The organism is Enterobacter sp. 118C5 (assembly GCF_034107645.1).
GTDB lineage: Bacteria > Pseudomonadota > Gammaproteobacteria > Enterobacterales > Enterobacteriaceae > Enterobacter > Enterobacter nematophilus.
This window is the reverse complement of record NZ_JAWNEU010000020.1, coordinates 23,825-49,000: the sequence shown is the minus strand read 5'-3', so window position 1 is coordinate 49,000 and position 25,176 is coordinate 23,825. Positions and strand designations below refer to the sequence as shown.

14 protein-coding genes are annotated in these 25,176 nt (G+C 56.4%); 7 read left to right on the top strand and 7 right to left on the bottom strand.

The features are described 5' to 3' along the window. Positions 1-173: 173 nt before the first annotated feature. The 3 genes from UTO39_RS21150 to UTO39_RS21140 all read right to left on the bottom strand — a co-directional run bounded on the left by UTO39_RS21150 (position 174) and on the right by UTO39_RS21140 (position 11,864). Positions 174-1,079 carry an OmpA family protein gene (locus UTO39_RS21150; protein WP_320728021.1) on the bottom strand — a complete coding sequence of 302 codons (906 nt, stop codon included), beginning with the start codon at positions 1,077-1,079 and terminating at the stop codon, positions 174-176. Between the two features lie 44 nt (positions 1,080-1,123). Then, positions 1,124-6,871, bottom strand: coding sequence for an Ig-like domain-containing protein (locus tag UTO39_RS21145; protein ID WP_320728020.1), 5,748 nt, complete (start codon positions 6,869-6,871; stop codon positions 1,124-1,126). A gap of 85 nt (positions 6,872-6,956) precedes the next feature. Next, the gene (locus UTO39_RS21140) at positions 6,957-11,864 is read right to left on the bottom strand and encodes an Ig-like domain-containing protein (protein ID WP_320728019.1); all 4,908 of its coding nucleotides are present in this window, start codon (positions 11,862-11,864) and stop codon (positions 6,957-6,959) included. Between the two features lie 275 nt (positions 11,865-12,139). On the opposite strand from UTO39_RS21140, the gene UTO39_RS21135 reads away from it, so the two are divergent. Together UTO39_RS21135 and UTO39_RS21130 are read left to right on the top strand one after the other, a co-directional pair. After that, the gene (locus UTO39_RS21135) at positions 12,140-12,763 is read left to right on the top strand and encodes a response regulator transcription factor (RefSeq protein ID WP_320728018.1); all 624 of its coding nucleotides are present in this window, start codon (positions 12,140-12,142) and stop codon (positions 12,761-12,763) included. A 185-nt stretch (positions 12,764-12,948) separates the two neighbouring features. Then, positions 12,949-14,598, top strand: coding sequence for an alpha,alpha-trehalase (locus tag UTO39_RS21130; protein ID WP_061096807.1), 1,650 nt, complete (start codon positions 12,949-12,951; stop codon positions 14,596-14,598). 111 nt (positions 14,599-14,709) lie between these two features. Here the strand turns inward: UTO39_RS21130 and UTO39_RS21125 are convergent, their stop codons facing one another. Continuing rightward, entirely contained in the window at positions 14,710-16,302 is a 1,593-nt protein-coding gene (locus UTO39_RS21125) for an STY4199 family HEPN domain-containing protein (protein WP_266179779.1), read from the bottom strand. Positions 16,303-16,449: 147 nt separating this feature from the next. On the opposite strand from UTO39_RS21125, the gene UTO39_RS21120 reads away from it, so the two are divergent. Both UTO39_RS21120 and UTO39_RS21115 read left to right on the top strand, forming a co-directional pair. Continuing rightward, complete coding sequence (locus UTO39_RS21120; RefSeq protein ID WP_320728017.1) at positions 16,450-16,989, top strand: GNAT family protein; 540 nt, start codon at positions 16,450-16,452, stop codon at positions 16,987-16,989. Positions 16,990-17,060: 71 nt separating this feature from the next. Continuing rightward, positions 17,061-17,399 (top strand): lysozyme, encoded by a 339-nt coding sequence (locus UTO39_RS21115; RefSeq protein ID WP_061096804.1) that lies wholly within the window; start codon positions 17,061-17,063, stop codon positions 17,397-17,399. Here UTO39_RS21115 and UTO39_RS21110 read toward each other — a convergent pair. Together UTO39_RS21110 and UTO39_RS21105 are read right to left on the bottom strand one after the other, a co-directional pair. Next, complete coding sequence (locus UTO39_RS21110) at positions 17,378-17,980, bottom strand: response regulator transcription factor (RefSeq protein WP_061096803.1); 603 nt, start codon at positions 17,978-17,980, stop codon at positions 17,378-17,380. The genes UTO39_RS21115 and UTO39_RS21110 overlap by 22 nt on opposite strands. Positions 17,981-18,153: 173 nt before the next feature. Beyond that, a complete protein-coding gene (locus UTO39_RS21105; RefSeq protein ID WP_061096802.1) occupies positions 18,154-18,912 on the bottom strand; it encodes an SDR family NAD(P)-dependent oxidoreductase in 759 nt (252 codons plus the stop codon). Positions 18,913-19,031: 119 nt separating this feature from the next. Here UTO39_RS21105 and UTO39_RS21100 point away from each other — a divergent pair, with 119 nt between their 5' ends. The 3 genes from UTO39_RS21100 (at position 19,032) to UTO39_RS21090 (ending at position 22,592) form a co-directional block, all read left to right on the top strand. Further along, complete coding sequence (locus UTO39_RS21100; RefSeq protein ID WP_061096801.1) at positions 19,032-19,931, top strand: LysR family transcriptional regulator; 900 nt, start codon at positions 19,032-19,034, stop codon at positions 19,929-19,931. Between the two features lie 51 nt (positions 19,932-19,982). Then, a complete protein-coding gene (yhjD, locus tag UTO39_RS21095; protein ID WP_151413438.1) occupies positions 19,983-21,008 on the top strand; it encodes an inner membrane protein YhjD in 1,026 nt (341 codons plus the stop codon). 261 nt (positions 21,009-21,269) lie between these two features. Next, positions 21,270-22,592: an MFS transporter gene (locus UTO39_RS21090; RefSeq protein WP_028014749.1), complete on the top strand. Its 1,323-nt coding sequence runs from the start codon at positions 21,270-21,272 to the stop codon at positions 22,590-22,592. A gap of 496 nt (positions 22,593-23,088) precedes the next feature. Here UTO39_RS21090 and UTO39_RS21085 read toward each other — a convergent pair whose 3' ends face one another. Further along, on the bottom strand, positions 23,089-25,131 hold the full coding sequence (locus UTO39_RS21085) for an AsmA family protein (RefSeq protein WP_320728016.1): 2,043 nt from the start codon (positions 25,129-25,131) through the stop codon (positions 23,089-23,091). Positions 25,132-25,176 lie beyond the last annotated feature (45 nt).

The following is a 25,176-nucleotide window of genomic DNA, read 5'->3' as shown; positions in this document are numbered from 1 at the left end:
TCAACTAAATTGATTTATCAGAATGAATTAAGAATATTCTGTCACGCGGAATGGTCTTGCCTTAATGAGACCTGTCTCAATGGAACTGGTTATTTTTTGTCACGAATTAGGTTTTAGAGAGGATACGCGGGGGAAAGGATGCCCTCCCTTTACGGGAAGGCAGGGCTGAGAGATTATTTTTGCGCAGGTGCTGTCACGTTTTGATCGCCGCTTACGCGTACAACAACGCGACGGTTAGGCGCCTGGCAGGAGATCAACGCGCTCTTATTGGACGCATCGCAGTCATTAACCACCGGCTCATTGCTGCCAACGCTGGTCGCGGTCATCAGACGTACCGGAAGGCCGTTTTCAGCCAGCATAGTACGCACAGTCTGCGCACGTTTGAGGCCCAGCGCGTAGTTGCTGCGATCGCTGCCGATGGTATCGGTGTGGCCAATAACCTGAATCTGTTTCAGCTCAACGTTTTCACGTTTGATCGTCGCCACCAGATCTTTCACCGCCTGATGGCCCTGGGCAGAAACGCCCTTCACGCTGGACTGGCCAAAGCGGAACATCACATCGCCAGACAGGGTGTAATCTTTGTACTGCGGTGCAAGGTTTTTACAGGCCTCAACGCTTGAGGCACGGGACAGCACGTGGGTCTGCTCACGCAGGCCAGCGAGATCCTTTTCCGCCTGTTCGCGCGTACGCGCTTCCGGCGCCGCGTTCATGGTGGAGCTGACCCGCACGAAATAGGTTTGCCCCCCGCTCATTTCGACGTTGTAGCCCTGCTCTTTACCGCGATACTGCGGCGCATCATTCTCGTACGCGCCCAGGTTATGCTTGCCCGGCGCCAGACAGAAAACGGTATACCCGCCCGGGAGCAGTGCGTCATGGAATTCATTATCGACATAAATATGCGCCGCGCCGCCTGCGGTGTTGCTGGCGTCACGGTAGTAAACCACCTGTGTCTGCGTCTGGCCTACGGGAGCGACGGGCTGATAGGTCTTACCAAAATTCTCCGCCGCCAGCGCTGGGTGGATAATAAATGCGGAGGAGGTAAACAGCGCCGCGAATAAAGAGGTCTTGAAAAAAGTCATAAATCCTCCACAGGCCCCCTTTCGGGGGCCTGGAAAAGTTTAAGTTAGTGATTATTCACGTTGACGGTGACGCCGGTCTGTACCAGCAGTTCCACGTCCAGATTTTCCACCTGGTACACCTGGTACTCGACGCCAGACACCTTGACGTTACCTGCGCTGGTCCAGTTACCCGGATCGCTGTTGTCAGGCAGCATATCGCTCAGGTTCACAACGTCACCTTTGTTACCCTGGACCATCAGCTGTTTGTTGCCATCGACGACAAACAGGTCCTTCTCAGCGTGGGTCAGCACGTCGTTCACGTTGATATTCAGCACATCCGCTTTGCCGTTGTTCATATCAATCGTTGAAACCTGCTGATCTTTTCCGACCAGCTTGCTCAGATCGATGCTGTCCTTCGCGTCGCCCGCTAACATCAGCGTATGATTTACGGCATCATATCCTTCGGTTGCATGCTCAACGTGATCAACGCCTTTCTGCTCTGTCGGTGCATCCTGCTTAGACGCGTTATTATCTTCGTTCTGAGCCACAACTGGAGCTTTTGCCGGTTTGTTTTCCTCGCTGGCCACCCGCTGCTCTTCATGAACAGGCTGGGTGTTTTCCTCAACGCTGAAAGAACGCATACTGCGGGTGCCCAGCAGCCTGCCATCAACAGTGATTGGCACCGCGTTGTACGTGTGAATACTGGTATCAGAGGTATCCACTACGTTAAACACGGCGGCAAATCCAGGCCCGTTACCAGGGGCTGACAATCCGGTAGCACGCCACTGTGCCAACGTTAAGGTCACGGTCCAGGTACCGTCATCCAAAACGCGACCGGTTGTACCTGCCAGCGTCGAATTAGGCCCGCCTCTCAGACTGACAGTGTGACCCGGAATACCACCTACACCTTTAACGGTAATGACCTCTCCGACGACATCGAAGTAACCCCCACCGCTGACACTGGTGATCAGGAAGTTCTCTGGCGACCAGGTTTCCACGGTCACATAACGCTGTGCTCCTAACGCACTGCTGTTGCCTGCGGTATCAATCTGCTTGGCACGGAAATACCAGGTGCCATCAGGCAGTGCAGTCGGGATTTCCAGACTCCAGGTACCGTCTGCTTTGGCCGTGGTGGTGTAGATAATGTTCTTACCACCTGTCCAGCCTGCGCTGGTGGTTGGGCCTGCCAGCCAGATTTCGATCTTAGCCCCCGCTTCCGCACCGTTACCGGTGATGGTCGGACGGTTGTCGTTGGTCTTCTCTGCATCAGCCAGGTTACCAACCTTGCCGCCCGCAACGTTATCGACGACTGCCGTAATGACCGGTGCGGCCGCAACCGTATCAACCACAACATAGTGCTGGTTACCCAGACCGCTCTTATTACCCGCCTGGTCGGTCTGATTGGCACGGAAGTACCATGTTCCATCCTGCAACGCATTTGGAATCTCCAGACTCCAGGTACCATCAGCTTTGGCCGTGGTGGTGTAAACGAGGTTTGTACCGCTCGTCCATCCCTGGCTACCCTGGGCCAATACGATCTCGATTTTCGCGCCTGGTTCTGCACCATTACCGGTAATAGTCGGACGGTTATCGTTGGTACGCTCCCCGTCAACCAGGTTACCGACTTTACCCCCCGTCACGTTATCGGAGATTACCGTTACGCTCGGTGCAGCCACCACGGTATCCACGGTAATCGCGAAATTGGTCGAGTTCACCGAACGGTTTCCGGCTTTATCAATAGAGTAAGCCTGGAAGTTATACGTCTGGTTATAGTTGGTGGTCAGCGGGAAAGACCATTGTCCGTTCGCACCAGCCGTGACCGAACCATACACCCCACCGCTTGCCGGGTTGATGATATACACCACACTGCCCGCTTCCGCCGTGCCGCGTAAATCCAGCGTTCTGTCGTTGGTTACGCCACCATTACCCACCAGTCCGTTATACACACCACCCTGAACGTCATCCCAGGAGCCTGCGATCACCGGCGCGGCGTTAACCGTATCCACCGTAATCGCGAAGTTCGAGGAATTCACGGAGCGGTTTCCGGCTTTGTCTATAGAGTAAGCCTGGAAGTCATATGTCTTGTTGTAGTTGGTGGTCAGCGGGAAAGACCACTGTCCGTTCGCACCAGCCGTGACCGAACCATACACCCCACCGCTTGCCGGGTTGATGATATACACCACACTGCCCGCTTCCGCCGTGCCGCGTAAATCCAGCGTTCTGTCGTTGGTTACGCCACCGTTATCCACCAGACCGTTATACGCACCACCCTGAACGTCATCCCAGGAGCCCGTGATCACAGGCGCATTATTGACCGTATCCACATTCAGTGAGTAGGTCGCCGATTTGCCGGAAACGTTGCCTAAATCATCTTTGGCAATGGTGTAGAACATATGCGGACGGCCTGCTGCCGTATCCCCGACCGAACGCGACCAGCTCCAGTTACCGTTTGCATCGGCTTTCACTGTATCCAGCACGCCATCGTTATAGGCGTTGTAGATATAGATAATGCTGTTTGCTTCCGCGGTACCGCGCAGCTCCATACTGGCGTCGTTGCTCAGCCCACCGTTCGGTACCAGCCCATTGTAGATACCGCCTTCCACGTTATCGTACGCGCCCAGAATAACCGGCGTGGCCGCCTGCGTGTCGACTTCCAGACCGTAATGGTTGGATTCACCCGACACGTTACCCGCCTTGTCCTGCGCCTTCACATAGAAGTCGTACTTCGCATCCGACAGCACCGGCGAGGTCCACGCCCAGTTACCGTTTGCATCGGCGTACACGGAAGCGATCGGCTCTTTGCTGTCAGGGCCATAGATTTTCACCAGGCTGTCTTTCTCAGCGGTACCACGCAGCTCTGGCGTGGTGTCGCGTGAACGACCGCCGTCAGCGATCAAGGTGCCCGCATCGTCATACATACCCGTGATAGCCGGCGCGTTTGGCGCGACGGTATCAATGGTCAGATTCCACGGCGCCGTTGGTGCGCTCTTCACGCCGGTCGGGCTCTGGAATACCGCCGTCAGAGACAGCTCAGTCCCGTTGTTCTGCTGCGGCAGCGTAAAGTTCCAGGTATTCGCTGGCCCTACGGTGACCGAGTCAACCAGTCGGGTACCGTCGTAAATAAAGACCACATCACCTGCCACACCTTTACCGTACAGGGTTGGCGTGGTGTCATCGGTCACGGCCGGGTTGGCCAGATCGCCCTGGACCAGACCCACATCATCTGCAACACGATCCAGAGATCCTGTCGGCACGCGGGTGTCCAGCGTCAGCTCAAATGGTGCCGTCTGCGCGCTTTCACCTGCGCCAGCGTCTTCGCTCGCGGTGATCTTATAAAGTGCGTCCGCCGTCAGCGCCGGGCTGATGGTGTACTGCCATTCGCCGGTCACGGCGTCAGCACGTACGCTATCCATCAGTTTTCCATCGACATATACGTTCACCAGCGCGCCAGCCGTCGCACGGCCCACCACTGTTGGGGTCGTGTCGTCGGTGTGGCTACCGCTGCCCAGGTTGCCGGTGATGTCGCCCCGATCGTCCACAACGTGGCTGATGGAAACACCGTTACGGCTGGTATCCACGATAAAGTGGATAGGGTCAGAAACCGGCCCCACGTTACCTGCTTTGTCTTCGATAGAGACTTTCCAGGTATAGTCACCGTCCGCCAGCGCCGGAGCCGGGGTGTAGCTCCAGTTACCTTTTTCATCTACCGGTACGCGCACGGTAGTACCGTTACCCAGATCGATAATCGCGGTACCGTTCGCTTCACCTTTACCACGGTAGGTTGGGGTGTTGTCATCGGTGGTGTCGTCATTAGCGATGAGACCCGGCGTGCCGAAGTCGTCCCACAGCTCAATGCTGGTAGGTGCCAGCGGATCAACGGAATCAACAATAATCACCCACTCGCCGGTTTCCGGGCTGCGGTTGCCCGTCACATCTTCTGCAACCGCGCGGAAACGGTGCTCGCCCTGCGGCAAATCGCTGTCGAAGTCAATCGTCCAGCGGCCACCCGTTACTACGGCGCTGCCGATCGGATTCGGGTTTGTGCCGTCGTACAGATAGACCGTGGTGCCATCCTGTGCGGTACCGGTAATGGTCGGGCGCGCGTCGTTCGTGATGCCGCCGTTCTGGACCGTACCCACATGTGCGTCGACATCATCGATCACATCGGTGATTGCCGGAGCCGTAGGAATACCGCCCGCCAGCAGGTCAAATGAGAAGACGTCAGACGGCTCGGAACGCAGCCCCGCTTTGTCCTGTGCGACAACGGTGACATCGTAATGGCCATTGGCCATGCCCAATGGTGGCGTCCAGGTCCAGATCCCGGTAGAGGCGTCAGCAGTCGCAGAGTCAACGGTTTTACCGTTCACGATGATAAACACCAGGCTGCCCTTCTCGGCGGTACCAGTGAATTCTGGCGCGCTGTCGTCAGTAATACCGCCGTTATCGATATTACCTGTCTGCTGACCCGCGTCGTCAAACACGGTATCGATCGTCGGTTTTGCCGGCGGCTGCGTGTCGACGATAAAACCGATTGGGTCAGACGGTTCACTGGCGTTACCTGCCGGGTCACTGATCACCACCACGGCTTCATGCTCACCGTCTTTCAGTGGATTTTCCGGGGTCACTTCCCATTTACCGTCGTCACCGACAATCGCGGTTCCCACCACTTCGTCGTCAACAATCAGTTCAACGGTATCGCCAGGCACAGCGCCTTCACCGCTGAATACCGGCTGCGTGTCATCCGTGGTGTCACCGTTGTGAATAGGGCCGACATCCGGGCCCTTATCGTCCTCGACGTCGCCAATAATCGGTTTGTTTGGTGCTTCAGTATCAATCACCAGCTTCCACGGCGCGGTCGGGGCGCTTTCTACCCCGGTCGGGCCACGGAAGACCACGCTAACGTCCAGCGCAGTGCCGTTCGTTTGCTCAGGCAGGGTATATTCCCAGCTGCCGTCAGGGCGAACGGTGACAGAATCAATGATGTCGCTGCCGTTGCGCACGAACACGATATCACCCGGACGGCCGGTACCGTGCAGGGTTGGGGTGGTATCATCGGTCACGCCCGGGTTGGCCACGTCGCCCTTATAACGGCCTTCGTTATCTTCAATACGATCGAAGGATCCGGTCGGCACAACGGTATCTACCGTCAACAGGAACGGACGCGTTGGCGCAGGGATTTCGCCAGGGCCGCTATATTCACCTGCGGTGATTTCGTAGGTTTTACCCGATTCCAGCGCCGGGTTAATCTCAATCGCCCACTCGCCGGTTACCGGGTCAGCGGTCATTGATCCAACAGGTTCACCATCAACGTACAGGGTTACCAGAGATCCAGGCGTCGCCGTCCCCACGATAACCGGGTTAACGTCATCCGTGCTGCTTCCGCTTGCCAGCGGGTTGGTCAGCGTACCGGTGTTATCTTCGGCATGGCTAATGGAGACCGCGTTCCCCACCGTATCAATGGTGAAGCTGATTGGCGGGGTAGAGGGACCGCGGTTACCCTGCGCATCTTCCAGTGCGACAGACCAGGTATAAGACCCATCAGCCAGCGCAGGCGCAGGCGTCCAGCTCCAGATACCTTCTGAACTGACCGGTACGCGAACGCTCTGACCGCCACCGAGGTCGATCACCGCCGTCATGCCCGCCTCACCCTTACCGCTAAAGGTTGGGGTGTTATCTTCGCTCGGATCGCCGTTGTTAATTTCACGCGGGAACTGGTAGTCGTTCCACAGTAAAACGTCTGTCGGCAGCGAAGGCAGCGTCGCCATTGCGGCGATATTTTCAGTATTGTTGTTAGAAATAACGGTCTTTTTCATACAATTTTCCAAATGAATTCTGTTTATGTTCTGGTCGAAACGTTGTGGAGGTTCCGGTAAAGGAACCTCACTTTCCTGGCATCAATTAATGGTTCTGTAGCGTGACCGTGACTCCCATCTGAACGAGGATCTCGGTATTCAGGCTATCCATCTGGTAAGACTGATACTCCACTCCCCCAACATTCACCGTCCCGCCATCGGTCCAGTTACCCGGGTCCATACCGTTCGGCAGCAGGTCGCTCAGATTCACCGTGTCGCCCGCATCGCCCTTCACCATCATTTGGTTGAAGTCGTTGTCGTGGAACAGGTTCTGCGTGGCGTTTTCCAGCACATCCCCTGCACTCAACGTCAGGGTGTTGTTACCTGTTCCCGTAATGTCGAACACTTCCACTGACTGGACAGGGTGTGTCAGCGTGCTCAGGTCGAGATGCTGATCCGCCCCCAGCAGCTTCAGCGTGTCGGTACCCTCGCCGCCCTGAATCACCGCGCTGGTCAGGCTGGCCACGTCAGCAACCTGATACAGGTTGTCCGCCGCATCGCCGTACCAGACATCGCCCTGGTTATCCGCCAGGAATTCCCCTGGAGTGACGGTTTTCGCCGTGTTGCTTACCACCAGGTTATCGATGCTGAAACCAAACCCGGTGCTGCTCCCCAGTTCCTCATGGTGAATCTCCATCCGGTAAACCGGCGTATCATCCGGGCTGGTAAACGACACCGGGACGTTACGGTTGCCAATGAAAGCGTTCACTGGCTGAGAATCAATCTCATTGCCGTTGACGTCGTAGAACGTCACCGTCGTAGACGGACCGGCAAAACGCGGGTTGAAAACGAAATCGACCGTTTTAGCGCCGTACTGGAAGTCAACAAACATGCTGGCTGACATTCCGGTGTCAGTTGACGAACTGAATAAGTACAGGCTGTTGGTGCTTCCCGCCCCAATGACCATTCTGTTGAACTCATAATCCGCCGTGCCGGTATCCGCTGTGTGGGAGAAACGCATCCCGTGCACCCACGCCCCCGCATAAATGTCCGCAAACTCCGTATCGTCTTCGAAGCTGTTGGTACTGGTGAACGCGCTGGTGTGATAGCTGGAGCTGTTACCCGCTGCGTCAACAATCGCCGCGCCCACCGGAATATCGGTGTAGCCGCCCGGAGGCAGGCTCAGGGTCACGTTGCCGTTAGCGATGTCTGCCGCCGTCAGCGTATGGGTGACGGTAATGTCGCCGCTCTTCACCAGCACCGTATCGCCCTCGACAATCCCGCTGCCCGGCAGCGTTACCGTCACGTCGTTACCGCTGCGCACCACATCGGTCGGTGCATCCGGTGCCACCTGATCCAGCACCACTTTCTGTGAAGATTCGGTGTAGTTCCCGGCGATATCGACTACGCGCGTCAGTACAGTCCAGTCCGCGCTGTGCCCCTGGCCGTCGACAAACGCCCACTTATCGCCGTCAACCATTGCTTCAAGCCAGGTGTTCCCACCGTCAGTGGAAACCAGCACTTTGCCGCCCGCTTCCAGCGGAGCCGAGAGATGACCGCTGACCAGGCTGCCGGCCTGACCATTGTTAGTAATAAAGTCGCTGCCGCTGACACCGGAGTCCTGGGTCATTGCATCCACCACCGCGCTGCTTGTCGGCGCAACGGTATCAATGGTGATTTTCCACTCCGCGGACGGCGCGCTTCTTACACCGGTCGGGCTCTGGAATACCGTCGTCAGGGCCAGTTCCGTACCGTTGTTCTGTGCAGGCAGCGTAAAGTTCCAGGTGTTGCCCGGCCCTACGGTCACGGAGTCGAGCAGCGTGGTGCCGTCATAAATAAACACGACATCACCCGCGACGCCGGTCCCGTGCAGGGTTGGCGTGGTGTCATCGGTCACTGCCGGGTTCGCCAGGTCGTCCTGCATCAGACCTACGTCATCCGATACGCGATCGAATGAGCCAACCGGTACGCGGGTATCCAACGTCAGTTCAAACGGCGCCGTCTGCGCGCTGTCACCGGTGCCGGTATTTTCACTGGCGGTGATCTGGTACGTACCGTCAGTGGTCAGCGCCGGGTTGAAGGTGTATTTCCACTCACCGGTCGCCGGGTCAGCGATCACGGTGTCGACAAAATTACCGTCGAGATATACTTTCACTTCCGCACCAGGCGTCGCGCGGCCCACAACGGTTGGTGTCGTGTCATCGGTATGGCTACCGCTGGCCAGATTGCTCTTCAGTTCACCTTCATCGTCTTCCACGTGGCTGATAGACACACCGTTGTGGCTGGTGTCCACGGTGAAGTGGATCGGAGCAGACTCTGGTCCAACGTTACCCGCTTTATCTTCAATCGCGACTTTCCAGGTGTAGTCACCGTCCACCAGGGCCGGTGCCGGGGTATAGCTCCAGTTACCGCTGCCATCTACCGGCACGCGCACGGTGGTACCATTACCCAGATCGATAATCGCGGTACCGTTCGCGTCACCCTTACCACGGTAGGTTGGGGTGTTATCGTCGGTGGTACCGTTATCCGCAATAATTCCCGGCGTGCCGAAGTCGTCCCACAGTTCAATGTCCGTAGGTACCAGCGGTTTAACGGAGTCCACAATAATCACCCACTCCCCGGTTTCCGGGCTGCGGTTGCCCACGGCGTTTTCCGCAACCGCGCGGAAGCGGTGCTCGCCCTGCGAAAGAGCAGTGTCGAAATCAATGGTCCAGGTGCCACCCGTAACCACGGCGCTACCGACAGGTGCCGGGTTAGTGCCGTCATACAGATAAACAGTCGTCCCGTCCTGACCCGTACCGGTGATGGTCGGTTTGTCATCGTTCGTGATGCCACCCTGCTGTACGGTGCCGACATGGGCATCGACATCATCGATTACGTCCGTGATTGCCGGTGCCGGAGGAATGCCGCCTGCTACCAGATCAAACGCGAACGCGTCAGACGGTTCAGAACGCAGGCCGGCCTTATCTTCGGCAATCACGCGCACATCGTAGTGGCCGTTCGTCAGCGCCGGAGACGGCGTCCAGGTCCACTTACCTGTCGGGTCAGCGGTAACGGAATCCACTTCCTTACCGTTAACAATGATGCGCACCAGGCTGTTTTTCTCAGCGGTACCGGTAAAGGTCGGGGTTATGTCATCGGTGATATCGCCGTTGGTCAGGTTGCCAGTTTTCAGGCCAGCATCATCAAACACGCTATCAATCGTCGGTTTTACCGGCGGCGTAGTGTCTACGATGAAACCAATCGGATCGGACGGATCGCTGGCATTGCCCACCGGATCGACGATCACAACAACCGCTTCATGTTCGCCTTCCGGCAGCGGTTTCTCAGGGGTCACTTCCCACTTGCCGTCATCGCCGACAATTGCGGTACCCACCACTTCGTCGTCAATAATCAGACGCACGGTGTCGCCAGGCGTCCCCTTGTCGCCGCTGAACACCGGCTGGGTGTCGTCGGTGGTATCACCATCATGAATTGGCCCTACGGACGGCCCCTGATCGTCTTCGACGTCACCAATGATCGGCTTGTCAGGGCCCTGCAGATCCACGATGAATTCGAAATCATCAGACGGTTCGCTGGCGTTGCCTTCCGGATCGGTAACGATCACTTTCCCGGTGTGGCTGCCTTCCGGCAACGGTTTCTCCGGCGTTACTGCCCACTTGCCGTCGTCACCGACGATCGCAGTCCCCACCAGTTCATCGTCAACGATCAGTCTGACGGTATCGCCAGGCGTGCCGTTTTCACCGCGGAACGTCGGCTGCGTGTCGTCAGTCGCACCGCCGTTCTGGATTGGCCCCACAACGGTACCGGCGTCATCTTCCACTTCGCCGATGACCGGTTTTTCTGGCGTAACGATAAATTTGAAATCGTCAGACGGTTCGCTGTCGTTTCCGGCGGGATCGGTAATGATCACCTTCCCGGTGTGGCTACCTTCCGGCAGCGGTTTCTCAGGCGTCACTTCCCATTTGCCGTCTTCACCGACAATCGCGGTGCCGACCACTTCGTCATCAACGATCAGGCGAACGGTATCGCCAGGCGTAGCACCTTCCCCGCGGAAGACAGGCTGTTTGTCGTCGGTCGTATCACCGTTGTTGATAGGCCCTTGCTTCTGACCGACATCATCTTCAACCTCGCCAATAGTCGGCTTAACAGGTGCATCCAGATCCACGGTGAAATCAAACGAATCGCTCGGCGCGCTGGTGCGGCCATCCGGGCTTTTACCGATCAGCACAATGCTGTGATCGCCGTGTGCCAGCGGGGTTTCCGGCGTCCAGGTCCAGGTGCCGTCAGCGCCGACACGGGTTTCGCCGAGCTTGACGTTGTTTTCCCAGAATTCAACAATGTCGCCGGGCGTGCCGGTACCGCTGAAGGTCGGCGTGGCATCATCGGTTACGCCGTTTTGCGGGATCGAACCGGTTTTAGTACCGTAATCGTCATGCACGTCGGTCAGTTCAGGAGTCGTCACAGGCGCAACGGTGCTTTTTTTGTCACCGCCATCGTCACGGTTATGACGAATAATGGCGCCCAGGCCTACCAGCGCGCCGATACCTGCCAGCGCACCCAGCGCCAGCAGAGCAGGAGAAAACGCGGTGCCCGCAACGGCCAGACCGTCGAGACCTGCAATCGCGCCCGCGCCCAGCGCATGAGCGGAAGATTCGCCGTCCAGCAGGAATGCGGCTTCGTGGTCATTGTCACCCTCGGTGGCGATGTATTCATGCCATTGACCATCTTCGCCTTTACCGACCAGAGCGCCCGGGTTGTCGAAATAGTTTTCAATAATCAGCTGTGGCTGATCCTCATCAGTGCCTTCCAGCATGACGAACAGGTCTTTCCCTACGCGTTTCAGCGTAATGTTTTCTGGCGCGACGCCATTTTCCCCTTCAGCAAGAATGTATTTTGCATTTGGGATGGCTTTAATTTTGACAGCACTGCCAACCTTTTCACTGCGCAGAACGTCAGCTTTGACAATCGTATCTTTATCTACGACTGCAATATTTACCGGCTTGAGAGTCATGTTTTAATTCTCGTGTAAATAATCGATCTGTGTCCGCGCAACGCGCCAGACGCACTTCCATACGGGATACATTCCCTGGCTGACACCATCTTCCCGTCTGGCAAGTTTTGGCTTAATAAGACCTGTCGCAAACCGGTCTTATATGTCATTTAAGGGAAAGGTTCGGTAGAGAGGGAGTGAAGAAAATAATGGCAAAGATAAAGACAAGTCTTGGTTCACTTTTTTAGAGATGGATAGAAAATAATGTTTTTGTTACCCACTCAGGACAGACAGGAATGTCATGTAAAAAAGTCATTCTCATAGATTCCAGCCCACTGCTGCGCGCAGGTATCAAGGGCTTATTAACAGAACAAGATTATGAGGTTGTGGCACAATTTTCCGCTATAGAGGAATTGCACAGCGCATTACCTGCGTTAAATGCGGACCTGATTATCATGGAACATCTGCAACAAAGCGCTGAGGTATTTTCTTACCTGACGGAAATTAGAAAAACGCACCCGGATATTCGGATTCTGATCTTATCCTCGTCCTTCAGTGACTTTCACATACAGCTAAGCAGGCGGGCTGGCGCGGCTGGTTACATCAATAAAAATAGCTCGTTAGATAAAATAACCACTACCGTTAATAACGTCCTCTCCGGCGAGTATTGCTATGGCTCTGAGCTATGGCATCATCATGCCAGATATCCGCGGGATGCCTCGTTATTACTATCCCTGTCTCATATTGATATTTGTATTTTGCGCTACATTGCTGCGGGCTATAGCAACAAGATTATTGCCTCGATGCTGGACATGAATAATAAAAAGGTGAGCGCGTATAAGCAGCGTATCATGGCAAAATTTAACATCACCCGCCTGGCAGACCTGGTCGACCTGGCAAAACGGAATTATCTGTACTGAGCGCCGGAAGATGCCCGGAGAAGGGTTTGTTCGGGCTTGATGACATAAATCGTTGCAAAACGAATGCTCCGAAAAGAGTGATCTACCGCACATTTCCCTCCACATCTACCGAAGCGAATGTCTACGCTTATAGGACGCCCGGAGAAACCTGTCTTTAGAACACACAACCGGAGGTCCCTATCACCATGTTCAACCAGAAACTACAGGCTACCGAGAACATCGAATTCGAGATTGCAGAAGAGCTGCGCTACGAGACCGATCCCTGCGAGTTAAAACTGGATGAGATGATTGAGGCGGAGCCGGAACCCGAAATGATCGAGGGGCTACCCGCCTCCGATGCCCTGACGCCCGCCGATCGCTACCTTGAACTGTTCGAGCACGTACAGTCGACGCGGCTGTTCGCGGACAGCAAAACCTTCCCCGACTGCGCGCCGAAGATGGATCCGCTGGATATTCTGATCCGCTACCGCAAGGTCAGACGCCATCGGGATTTCGACCTGCGCCAGTTTGTGGAGAACCACTTCTGGCTGCCTGAAACCTACAGCACGGAATACGTCTCCGACCCCGGCCTGTCGCTGAAAGAGCACATTGATAGCCTGTGGCCGGTCCTGACGCGCGAACCGCAGGACCATATTCCCTGGTCTTCTCTTCTGGCGCTGCCGCAGGCCTATATCGTGCCCGGCGGGCGATTCAGCGAGACCTACTACTGGGATTCGTACTTCTCCATGCTGGGGCTGGCGGAGAGCGGCCGTAACGATCTGCTGAAGTGCATGGCGGATAACTTCGCGTGGTTGATCGAACGCTACGGGCATATCCCTAACGGCAACCGCACCTATTATCTCAGCCGCTCGCAGCCGCCGGTCTTTGCCCTGATGGTGGAGCTGTTTGAAGAGGACGGCGTGCGCGGCGCGAAGCGCTACCTCGACCACCTCAAAATGGAGCACGCCTTCTGGATGGACGGCGCGGAGTCGCTGCTGCTTAATCAGGCCTACCGCAGCGCGGTGCGCATGCCGGACGGTTCATTGCTGAACCGCTACTGGGACGACCGTGACACCCCGCGCGACGAATCGTGGATTGAGGACGTGGAAACCGCCCGCCACTCGGGCCGTCCGCCGAATGAGGTCTATCGCGATCTGCGTGCGGGTGCAGCGTCTGGCTGGGACTACTCCTCCCGCTGGCTGCGCGATCCGTCGCGGCTCGCCAGCATCCGCACGACGCAGTTTATCCCCATCGATTTAAACGCCTTCCTGTTTAAGCTGGAGAGCGCCATCGCCAATATCTCGGCGTCGAAAGGGGATAAAGAGACGGCCGAGCTGTTCCGCCAGAAGGCCACCGATCGCCGTGCGGCGGTGAACCGCTACCTGTGGGACGAGGAGAGCGGCTGTTACCGCGATTACGACTGGCGGCGCGAGGAGTTGGCGCTGTTTTCTGCCGCCAGCATTGTGCCGCTGTATGTTGGAATGGCGACGCATGAGCAGGCAGAACGTTTATCGGACGCGGTAAAGGCGCGTCTGCTGACGCCGGGCGGGATTCTGGCAACCGAGTACGAAACCGGCGAGCAGTGGGATAAACCCAACGGCTGGGCGCCGCTGCAGTGGATGGCGATTCAGGGATTCAAGCAGTACGGCAACGACTCGCTGGGGGATGAAATCGCCTGGAGCTGGCTGCATACGGTTAACCACTTCTACAAGACGCACCATAAGCTGATTGAGAAGTACCACATCGCCAGCAGTACGCCGCGCGAAGGGGGCGGCGGGGAATATCCGCTGCAGGATGGCTTCGGCTGGACGAACGGCGTGGTGCGACGGTTGATTGGGTTGTATGGGGAGCCTTGAGGGGGTTAGGGTGCGGTCTGGCCCCTCACCCCGGCCCTCTCCCCAAAGGGGCGAGGGTGTTCAAGTTCCCTCTCCCCTTTGGGGAGAGGGTTAGGGTGAGGGGTGGAAATTTTAACGAATCACCTCATAAATGGCGGTCTGAATAGACTGCCATTTTTTCGTGGTGGCATCCGGCTGTGACTGCGCGCGTCGCGTTGCCATCTCAAGATCGTGCTTCTGGCGCTTCACCACGGCCGGCACGGTGCAGAACGCTTTCAGATACTCTTTACGTATTGACGTCAGAGACTCGCCGTTCGACATGGCGTGGCTGAGCGTATTGATAAAACGACGACACGGCTTCTCTTCCGCCATGTTCTGCCGGTAGCGCAGCATAAGCTCCAGAACGTCGTCATAGCCTGCCGACATCGCCTCTTCGGTCCATGACAGCTTCCAGTCCATTCCACCCTGCAAAAAAAGCAGCGCCACGCGGGTATCGTTGCGGTTAATCGCCGAACGGAAATTATTATCGTCCCAGGTCACCCCCATGCGCGTCAGCGTCTCGCGCGAGGAAGGGGTTTCGCGCATCTCCTGCGGCGGAGCCGCCGCTTGCGCCGTATTTTCGGCCGCAGGCTGCGGTTTGCTGCTGGTCACCAGCCAGAAGCCGCCTACCACGATGGCAATTACCATCACGCCTACCGCTCCCCACAACGCACCGGAGATAAGCTGCTCACGCTGTTCGGGCGTGCGCGGCGCGCGCTGGGTCGGCTTTTCAATCGTGTCGCGGACTTCAAACAGATCCCCACCGGTGACCCGATCCATTTTTTGCGCTTTTTCCCAGAACGCGTGCAGCTCGCTGGCATCCACCGCCATGAATCCGGCCGGGTTGACGCGCGTTCTCCCCTCTTCGAACGCGCGTTGAACCGGACGGGAGATCTGCATGTAGTAGTTATCCAGCAGCTGAATTTGCGCCGAACTTAACGTTTTCTGCACCGTGATGCTGTTGCGGATTTGTCGAATGTCGTCGAGGAAGGTTTGCAGCGTTTTGCGCGGCTCCACCAGCAGCGTCAGCATGGACGGGTCGTTAAACAGCGAGGCGTAATAGCGGCTGAACTCTTTTTTATCCACCAGCATCTGCGCCAGTTCACTGAACATCATGCCGCTCAGGACATCGTTGATTTCGCCATGCTTCAGCCAGCGCCGTACGCGGTCAGCGTTAAATAAGGTTTTAAGGTGGTTATTGAGCCGCACCTGATCGGGCCAGGCCTGATGAATGAGGCCTTTAATCATTAACTCAATTGCGCGTACCTGCTTGTGCGCCTGCTGTTGCTGAAGCTCGCTACCCGGCTCCAGCTCGGTGCTGTAGGTCAGAAGCGGCTGCTGCAGACGAAGATGTTCCAGCGTAGTCACAAACCGCATTGCCGCAATAAGCTGGTTTTCACTGACATCCTGCCCGCTTTCATACTGCGGGACGCGCTGCTGCAGCAGGCGCAGCTGCAGCGTAAATTCCGACATCTCGGCATCATTCAGGTTGAGCTTCTTCGCAACCGTAGCCCATCCCCCGAGGCCTAAACGCGCGCTGTCCAGCTGTTCCAGAAACCAGCGTGGATCTTTTCCCTCAGAAACATGTACATTCAGAAGAAGCAAGATTTCCACCGACGCCTGGCGAATGACCGCCAGACAGTGTTCAAACTGTTCGCGGATATGATGTGATGTGCTGAGAGTCATTGTTTTCCTTAAGCGACAACGAAGACATCCGGAATGGGCACTAATGGCCGTTTTTCTTTTTATTTATACGCGCTTAACCATACCTGACTTTCTGTTGAAATAAAGTGACAACCCTAAAATCATTTAAAATGTTTCAGGAGAATCTTAATGCCAGTATTAATGACCTCACGCCTGAACTGCTCCCCCTTGCAGGAGCAAGACTGGCCCTTTTTTCTGGCGTTGCAGCAGCACCCCGAGGTCATGCGCTTTGTGGCGGAGAACCGCCCCGTCGCGGCGATCCGCGAGGCGTTTGATTCGCGCCTGACGCCCTGGACGCCAGGCAGCGCGCACTGGCTGTGCCTCGTCGTCCGTGACGCCTTCTCACAGGCCCCGCTGGGCGTTACCGGATATATTCATCGGGAAGAAGATTGCGCCGAAGTGGGCTTTCTTTTTGCCCCCGAGGCGCAGGGCAAAGGTTACGGCTTTGAATCCCTGCTGGCGCTTTGCGATTACGCCTTTCATCAGGGCGGTATTCGTCGGCTCACCGCCACCGTCACCGCGGGAAATATCGCCTCCAGGCGCCTGCTGGAAAAAGCCCGCTTCCAGCTTGAAGGCGAGCTTCGCGAAAGCTATTACCTTTCCGGTCGCTGGCAAAATGACTGGTTATTTGGGTTATTACGACAGGAATACCTGAACAATAATTCCTGATCAATAGCCATTTGGCGGATATTGCTCGTCCCTTGATTCCTCTACAGTATCGCCATTAAGAGGAAACGAATATGAACGGTCATGCGCTGAATATATCTTCTGCCGCCATAGAATTAATAAAGAAACATCAAGGGCTTTCACTGGAGAAATATCGTGATGAAAAGGGTTTATGGGTTATCGGCTATGGGCATGTGATCCGCGAACGGGAAACTTTTCACGGCCTTATCACGCCTCTTCAGGCGGAATATTTACTCCATGAAGATATTCAGCTGTGTGAAACGCTGCTGCGGGAAAAATGTATACATCCATTAACCCAGCAGCAGCATGACGCGCTGGTACTGATGATAGTGAGTTTCGGCGTGACGTCTCCACTCCCGAAAGCGCTGCTTCAGGCCGTCGCCCGGGTGTAGTACATGGCTGCCTGGGTTCGGTTTTTCACCTCCAGCCGGCGAAAAAGCGCTTCCAGATGCGCTTTTACCGTGGCCGCACTGATGTTGAGATTGCGGCCAATCTCTTTGTTTGATTCCCCCGCCGCCAGCAGCTTCAGAACCTCACGCTGACGCTCGCTTAAGGAAAGTAACGCCTGCGCTGACGATTGCTGGCTGACCCACTCACCGGGAAAACAGACCATCCCTCTGGACACGGAATCCAGCACGGCGGCAAACCGCTCAGGGTTGGCGTTACGGGGGATAATGGCCATCACGTTTCGCTGCATGAGTTGTTCAACCCATCGGGTCTCTTTTTTTGCCAGAACCATCATCACCCGTACCGACGGGAAGCGATGCATGATTTCGTCCAGGAAAGAACTGCCCTCATCCTGAATTAAATTGCCGTCAATCATGACGATAGCAGACGGTGACGCGGATATTTGCGCCCATAAATCGTCTGCCTGACAAGCCCCCGTTATATTTATTCCCGGAATTAATTTCCGCAAACCGTGTATCGCTCCATGAATAAATATCGACTGCCTGTCAAACATGATTACTCGCATCGTATTTCTCCCTCTGAGAATAGCGAAGGGGGATTCTACAGAGGCGCTATTTAAGAAAAAACTCAATGAATGGAGAGGTTACAAATCCGCCAGTGGTTTTTATATTTACCCGCATTTTGACACATCCATATTAAGGATTTCCTTAAGGGGTTCCCTCCCCTTAACAGCAGACATCACAGGAACATACCGCCTGACACTTCAATACGTTGCGCATTCATCCAGCCCAGCCTATCGCTGAGCAGCGCCGCAATGGCATCGCCGATATCGTCCGGCAGCCCTACCCGCCCCAGCGCCGTCTGCGACGCCAGCATCTGGTTAAGCTCTGCGTTGTCGCGCACGCGTCCACCGCCAAAGTCGGTTTCGATCGCGCCTGGTGCGATAATATTGACGGAGATACCGCGCGCGCCAAGCTCCTTCGCCTGATAGCGGGTGAGCACCTCCATCGCCCCTTTCATGGCCGCGTAGGTTCCTGAGCCTGGCTGGGTGAAGCGGGCCAGTCCGCTGGAGACGTTGAGGATCCGGCCCCCATCGTTAAGCAGGGGCAGCAGGCGCTGCGTCAGGAAGAAGGGCCCTTTGAAGTGGATGTTCAGCGCCTCATCAAACTGGGCTTCCGTCGTTTCGGTATAGGGTGCGTATAAACCCGTCCCGGCGTTGTTTAATAAATAATCAAAGGTTTCGCGCTGCCAGACGTTCTTCAGGATCTCCTGAAGCTGTTGAGCAAAACTCTCGAAACTTGCGATATCCCCGACGTTGAGCTGTAATGCCGCCGCCTTGACGCCTTTTTCCTGAATTTCGTGCACAACTTCCAGCGCTTCCTGCTGGCCACGATTGTAGGTCAGGATAATTCCCGTTCCGTCTGCCGCCAGCTTCAACGCAGCGTTTTTACCCAGGCCGCGGCTACCACCCGTCACTAATGCGATACGTTCAGTCATCATAAACCTCGTTTTGGCTGTTATGGAGATTGAGAAAGAGCTTATTAGGTGATAGAAGATCAATAAAGATGGGTAATAACGCTTCACTGTTTCAGTGCAAACAACAATGAGCTTCATCTATGGATAAAATTCACGCAATGCAGCTGTTTGTTCGCGTCGCGGAGCTGGAGAGTTTTTCCCGCGCGGCAGAGACATTAACGCTGCCGAAAGGCAGCGTTTCCCGGCAAATTCAGGCTCTGGAAAACCGGCTTGGCACCCAGCTACTGCACCGCACCACGCGCCGCGTCAGCCTGACGCAGGACGGCATGGTCTATTACGAACGGGCAAAAGACCTGCTGGCGAACCTGGATGAACTGGACGGCATGTTTCAGCACGATCCCTCCAGCATCAGCGGAAGGCTGCGCGTGGATATGCCCGTTGGCGTTGCTCGAAATGTCGTCATCCCCAAACTGCCTGCGTTTTTACAGCAGTATCCGGGTATCGAACTGGAGCTCAGCAGCAGCGATCGTCTGGTGGATGTGATCCGCGAAGGGTTTGATTGCGTCGTCCGCGTGGGTTCCCTGAAGGACTCAGGGCTGATAGCCCGTCCGCTGGGCAAGCTGTCGGTGATCAACTGCGCCAGCCCGGATTATCTGGCGCGTTTTGGCTACCCTGACACGCTGGACGATTTAGGCTCGCACGCCGTGATTCATTACGCCGCGATGCTGGGAAGCCGCCCTCAGGGCTTTGAATTTTATAACGGCAGCACGACCCAGTGGATAAAAACGGGCGGGGTGCTAACCGTCAACAGCACGGAAACTTATCAGGCCGCCTGCCTTGCCGGGCTGGGGATCATTCAGGCCCCGCGCGTTGGGGTGCGAGACCTGCTGCGCGGGAAGAAACTGATTGAGATCCTCCCGCAGTATCGCGCGGAACCGATGCCTGTCTCCCTGATTTACCCCCACCGGCGCAACCTCTCTCGCCGGGTTCATCTGTTTATGGAGTGGCTGACCGAACTCACAAAAGCTTACGTGGATTAGTCGCAAGCTATAATTCAGTAACATCCAGCCAAACGAAAAAGGAAAAGACGCGTGACGCCGGAAAATAACCCGCAACGACCCACCCAACATTTAGAGTATGAACCCATCAAGAAGATGGAAACCGAGCCAGAAGAGGCTAAAGCCCCCGGTACCGCCAGCAAGGCGCTGGGCACCGTCACCAGTCTGGCGGAGAGAATTCAGCAGTTTCCCATGGTTGCGCATCTGATACGTGCGACCGAGCGCTTTAATGACCGCATGGGGAACCAGTTCGGTGCCGCGATCACCTATTTTTCGTTCCTGTCGATGATCCCCATCCTGATGGTGTCATTTGCAGCGGCCGGTTTTGTGCTCGCGTCGCACCCGACGCTGCTGCAGGATATCTTCAATAAGATCCTGAATAACGTCAGTGACCCGACCCTCGCCACCACGCTGAAAAGCACCATCAATACCGCCGTGCAGCAGCGTACCACGGTAGGGATTGTCGGTTTGCTCATCGCCCTTTACTCCGGCGTTAACTGGATGGGCAACCTCCGCGAAGCTATTCGCGCCCAGTCGCGCGAGGTGTGGGAGCGTAAACCGCAGGATCAGGAGAAAATTTGGGTTAAATATTTCCGCGACTTTGTTTCGCTGATTGGCCTGCTTATCGCGCTCGTCGTCACGCTCTCCATTACCTCCGTGGCCGGCTCCGCGCAGCAGATGATTATTTCTGCGCTCTATCTGGATTACATCGAATGGCTGAAGCCCGCCTGGCGCGGCATCGGGCTGGCGATTTCCATCTTCGCCAACTACCTGCTGTTCTTCTGGATTTTCTGGCGCTTGCCTCGTCATCGCCCGCGTAAGAAGGCGCTGCTCCGCGGCACGTTGATTGCGGCAATCGGCTTTGAAGTGATCAAGATCGTGATGACCTACACCCTGCCGTCGCTGGTGAAATCCCCATCCGGCGCGGCGTTTGGCTCGGTGCTCGGACTCATGGCCTTCTTCTACTTCTTCGCCCGCCTGACCCTGTTCTGCGCGGCGTGGATTGCCACCGCCGAGTACAAAGGCGACACGCGAATGCCCGGAAAAACACATCGCTAACCCCGCTCTCGGGCTGATATTTCAGCCCGACTCATCATTTCAGCATATAAATCCAGTCCGTAACTTTTATTTAACCGAAAACCAGTTTTATCCACCAATATTTAAAAACTGTGAAGCATTTCATGGAAGCATTTTGGCTGGCCTGAACATTATCCGCTTTTTGTTGCTTTTATAACCGACAGGCGGCTTTGTTACAGATTGAAATGTCGCTTTTGCTGTGCGTAATATGGCCTTTCGTTCGACAAAAAATAAGAAAATATTATGCAATCAACAGCCACAACACTCGACTCTGGTGCGGAAAACGTCCCGGTAAACTCGCGCAATAAAGTTGTCGTCGCATCGCTGATTGGCACCGCCATTGAGTTCTTCGACTTTTACATTTACGCCACCGCGGCGGTCATCGTTTTCCCGCATATTTTCTTCCCGCAGGGAGACCCGACGGCGGCAACGCTACAGTCTCTGGCAACCTTTGCTATCGCGTTTGTGGCGCGTCCGATTGGCTCCGCGCTGTTTGGACACTTTGGCGATCGTATTGGGCGTAAGGTCACCCTGGTGGCCTCGCTGCTGACGATGGGCATCTCCACCGTGGCAATCGGCCTGCTGCCGACCTACGAAACCATCGGCATTCTGGCGCCGGTCCTGCTGGCGCTGGCGCGTTTTGGTCAGGGTCTGGGGCTGGGCGGTGAATGGGGCGGCGCGGCGCTGCTGGCGACCGAGAACGCCCCGCCGCGTAAACGCGCGCTGTACGGTTCATTCCCGCAGCTTGGCGCGCCGATTGGCTTCTTCTTTGCTAACGGGACCTTCCTGCTGCTCTCCTGGCTGCTGACGGACGAACAGTTCATGAGCTGGGGCTGGCGTATTCCGTTTGTCTTCTCGGCCGTGCTGGTGCTGATTGGCCTGTATGTGCGTGTTTCCCTGCATGAGACGCCGGTGTTCGCAAAAGTAGCCGCGGCGAAAAAACAGGTAAAAGTGCCTCTGGGCACCCTGCTGACCAAACACGTGCGCGTGACCGTGCTGGGCACGTTTATCATGCTGGCGACCTATACGCTGTTCTACATCATGACGGTCTACTCCATGACCTACAGTACCGCCGCCGCGCCGGTTGGGCTGGGCCTGCCGCGTAACGAAGTGCTGTGGATGCTGATGATGGCGGTGATCGGGTTTGGCGTGATGGTACCGATTGCCGGCCTGCTGGCGGATAAATTTGGTCGTCGCGCAAGCATGATTACGATCACTACGCTGATCATTCTGTTTGCTCTGTTCGTCTTCCCGCCGCTGCTGAGCTCAGGTAGCCCAGCGCTGGTGATGGCGTACCTGCTGATTGGCCTGAGCCTGATGGGGCTGACCTTCGGCCCGATGGGCGCGCTGCTGCCGGAGCTGTTCCCGACGGAAGTGCGCTACACCGGCGCGTCGTTCTCCTATAACGTCTCGTCCATTCTGGGCGCGTCCGTGGCGCCGTATATCGCCACCTGGCTGCAGGCAAATTACGGCCTGTTCTACGTGGGGGTTTATCTGGCGGCCATGGCGGCGCTGACGCTGATTGCGCTGCTGCTGACGCATGAGACTAAGCATCAGGCGCTGTAATTTATTGCGGCCTGATGCCCTCACCCCGCCCCTCTCCCACAGGGCTGAGGGATCCCCAGTAATTTCTCTACCCGAAGCGATGAACGTTGCTTCAGGAAAATGAATGGCTTGCAGCGACGCCCTGGTCCGGCTGTAAATCGCTGAGGCGTTTCCTGCAGGCCGGGGCGAGGCGCATGGATGCGCCGAGAGGGCGGGCTTTACATGGACGTTACCTCCGCCCGTCCCCGATAAGCCGAAAGGAATAAGCCGAGGGTACCGCGAAGCGGCGATTTACCGCCGGGAGCCCGGGTCGCCAGGGTGGTGGCGACTGAGCCACCCTGGCACGTTCACAGGTATTGTCGTAACAGAGTAGCAAGGAACGTAAAGTGAACGGAATGACCACTACCGCCGTATGTGCCCCTCACCCTAACCCTCTCCCCAAAGGGGCGAGGGGATTGTTCACTGCACGCATTAATTTGTGGGGATCCCTCTCCCACAGGGAGAGGGAGAAAGGGAGCTACTTCTTCATCTGCGACAAAATCGTCCGGCACTGATTCGCCTCGCCTTCTGACGGCGAAATCAACGCCAGCAGCGCAGCGGCCGGGGTAACCAGCGTCGCGAGGGCTGCGGCCACCGCGCCACGCGCAATCAGCGGCCCGGGCTTGACGCCCGCCTGCGGATTTTTAAAGGTCCCGCGCACGTAAAGCGGCGAGCGCAGGGTAATAATACGAATCCCCTTACTTTCCGGATCGATGGTCAAATCCAGCTGCTCGGAGGCCATGCTGGCGGTGCCGGTCACGTTAATCACCGCGTTTTCCGTGTCGAAGGCAAAAATCTGCGGGCGCGCCACGCCGTTAACCAGATCCACATTTGCTGCCGCGCAGTTCACCCGCACCTCGTCATCGCCAAAGATTTGCCCGATGATAAAGTTACCGACGTTCAGCCCCAGGATCTCCATCAGGTTGCGGCTGACCAGACCGTCGTTCATCAGCAGCTTCAGGTTACCGTTGCCGCTGCCCAGCAGCGCCGCCACGGAATTTCCCACCCCGCGAATGTCCGCATCGCCGTTCATTTCACCGAGGGTTTTCTGCATCAGCTCTACGTTCGGCATCAGCTCTTTCAGCTTCAATCGACGGGCCTGGATCTCCGCTCGCCCCTGCATCGGCTTCTTATCGCCTTCCAGGTGAATGTTGGAGGAAATCGTCCCGCCCGCCATGCCAAACTTCAGCGGCTGCAGGCGCAGGTCGGCATTTTTCAGGATGATATGCGTCGAGAGATCGCTCAGCGGCAGCGTGCTGCCATGCTCAATCTTGCGTCCTTTGAAGCGCACATCTGCATCCATCACGTCCCATTTGTCGGTTTCAAAGCGATCGTAAGGCAGCACTTTGCCCGCAGGCTGAACGTCCTTTTTGACCTCTTTTGACTTTGTCCCCTTGCCCGAATCCACGCCTATCAGCGGGCCAAGATCGGCCAGACGCAGCTGGCGGGATTCGACATCCCCTTCCAGTTTGGGCCGAGGTTTCCCGGTGGTGTAGGTCAGCGTGCCGTGAATATCGCTGTCGCCGATGCGGCCGTTGAAATTCCGGTAGTCAAAAACGGACGATTTTTCGCTATCGATTTTGGCAACCAGATGCCCGTCCGTTTCGAACGGCGGGGTGTCGGGCAACAGTACGCCGGTCAGTTCATACAGTTCACCCAGCGAGTCACCGGCGAACTTGAGCTGCAGATCGACGCCTCCCATGTTCATCGGGTCGTTCACCGTCCCCACAAACGCCACGCGCGTATTCCCCGAGCGGAAATCCGCCTGCACCGGGAACGGCGTGCCTTCGCTCCGGAGCGCCAGCATGCCGCCTATTTTCCCTTTCCCGGTCAGCGGCTGGCCGTTGTAACGCCCTTTTGCCGTCAGGCCGAAGACATAATCACCCGCTTTGGCGCTATCGCCTTTCGCTTTGTTGCCCGTAACTTCGCTAAACGGCAGCGGTTTGCCCAGCGGATCGACCAGGATCTCCACGTCCGCCTTGCTGACCTTATCGTCGATGGCGATCCGCCCGCGATCGAAAAGAATATTGTCCAGACGGAATGACCACGACGAGGGCTGGGCATTCGGATCTTTTTCGCCGTCGCTGGCAAGGTTAAACGTCCAATTATTGTTTTTTTCAGAGAGGCGGATCAGACGTGCATCGGGCTGCTGGAGCTTGATCCACGGCAGATAGACGGTTTTGGTCAGGAGCGCTAACGGCGCCAGCGTGGCTTCCACGCGCGGCAGATGCACCATGGTCACTTCGGGGATATCCGGCGGGTTGCCGAGAATAATGTCGTCGGCGTGGACGTGCGGCCAGGGGATCCAGCTTCGCCAGCCGGTCTCCTCTTTCTGACGCTCCCATACCACACCCAGATCGCCGCGAATGGCGAAGGGACGGTTCAGCTCAGTTGAGACTTTCTGGTTGATGGTCGGCTTAAGGCGGTTCCAGTCAAACGTCGCGATGATGACGACAACGATCGCGATCAACAACAAGAAAATCCCTGTAATCCAGGAAATGACCCTGGTTGTTTTTGTCATTTTTATCCCCTTTCCTGATGACCTGTCCTGTAAAACTATAGTCCA